Raw genomic sequence first — 1,696 nt, 5'->3', positions numbered from 1 at the left:
TAATATAAAGCAGTTTAATATAGAAAAATACGATAATAATCATAATATTATTTATACCTCTGAAATTGAGTTTAATGAAAATACGGGACTCATGACTAAAGCGATTAAAAAAAATATCAAAACAGGACGTTATTTGATTGAGTCTTATATTAGACAAGATGATATCTATGAAATTGATGATTATTTTGATGGAAAAGGAATCAAAACCAATCATGTAATTCGTCATGACGATTCAAACCGTGTAGAAAATCAAATATTAAATAAAGATGGCAAAGTGATTAAAACTAAACGTTGGGAGCCGGAAGAAATCTTTGATTTTGAAAAAGATTTAGACGAGCCTTATCCGTACAATAAATTCAAATGCCATAAGCGATGCGATATTTTTGATTTGTAAGCCTAATTAAATTAATGTACCTTACTGACTATTTAGAAAAAACCAAAACAATATGAAAAAGATAATAACAATTTCCCTAATCTGTTTTTTTGCTTGGGTATCAAACAGCCAACCCACTTTCGCTGAAGCAAAAAACAAAGACAAAAAAATACAAATAATCAACAAATTAAAACAACAAAATATCGTTCCAGGTAAAATTTATTTTCAACATGATTTTATGCTTTTCCTTGATAATGAAGACAGTTACCCTGAAAAAAATTTATTTTCATCACTTGTTGGTCTAGAAACCAAACCAAGAATGTATAGAGAGGGGATTCAAAGTATTGCACAGGTGAAATTAAATAAAAACTATCAATATAATGATGTATGGCAACGTAAGCGAAATATTATTGAAATAATGTATCCAACAGACTCTTTTCAATCACTAGAGGATGGTATCTATTTTTATACGCTAGATGAACATAAGCAATTACATCAGCAAGCTTCATTTGAAGAGGTATTTGAGTTACCTTGTTATTTGAGAGTTGAAAAAAAACACGGCATTGTAGTCAGTATTCAAAAAAGACCTTTAGCATTAATTAGTCATTATACCTATGATTACTGGCCAAATAATAATATAAAGCAGTTTAATATAGAAAAATACGATAATAATCATAATATTATTTATACCTCTGAAATTGAGTTTAATGAAAATACGGGACTCATGACTAAAGCGATTAAAAAAAATATCAAAACAGGACGTTATTTGATTGAGTCTTATATTAGACAAGATGATATCTATGAAATTGATGATTATTTTGATGGAAAAGGAATCAAAACCAATCATGTAATTCGTCATGACGATTCAAACCGTGTAGAAAATCAAATATTAAATAAAGATGGCAAAGTGATTAAAACTAAACGTTGGGAGCCGGAAGAAATCTTTGATTTTGAAAAAGATTTAGACGAGCCTTATCCGTACAATAAATTAATCATGAATGTCGAAAAAAGTCATTTCCTGTTAAAAGATGCTATGTTTGAACAAGGATTAGGCGAAAGCCGTCAATATGACAGCGAAGCGACCAACAGAGTAAAGTATTTAGGAATTCAGCCTCATCAGGTCTATTACCATAAATTACCCTTCCCCGGCTTTATGGCCGAGCGTTACAAAAACTTCCCTCATCAAGCGCCATTAAGCTTAATTGAAGCTGAAAATCAATTGCCACGGGATAAGTATAGCGATTTAATTCAGGTGGAAATGGGGGATAACTACCAATATAAAAAGATTATTAAAACCAAATGGCAACAATCGGCAATTTCATT

At 30.4% G+C, this 1,696-nt stretch carries 2 protein-coding genes; both read left to right on the top strand.

Translation table 11 applies throughout. From position 1 onward, the window contains the following. Window positions 1-394 (top strand): hypothetical protein (locus A9G25_RS12950; protein ID WP_176701140.1); only part of this gene is annotated, 394 nt, incomplete at its 5' end. A 52-nt stretch (window positions 395-446) separates the two neighbouring features. Further along, window positions 447-1,696 (top strand): hypothetical protein (locus A9G25_RS12080; RefSeq protein ID WP_141675114.1); only part of this gene is annotated, 1,250 nt, incomplete at its 3' end.

This window comes from Gilliamella sp. Bif1-4, from assembly GCF_001690535.1.
Classification (GTDB): domain Bacteria; phylum Pseudomonadota; class Gammaproteobacteria; order Enterobacterales; family Orbaceae; genus Gilliamella; species Gilliamella bombi.
Note: the sequence above shows the minus strand (reverse complement) of the source record. Positions and strands in the feature narration are given on the sequence as shown.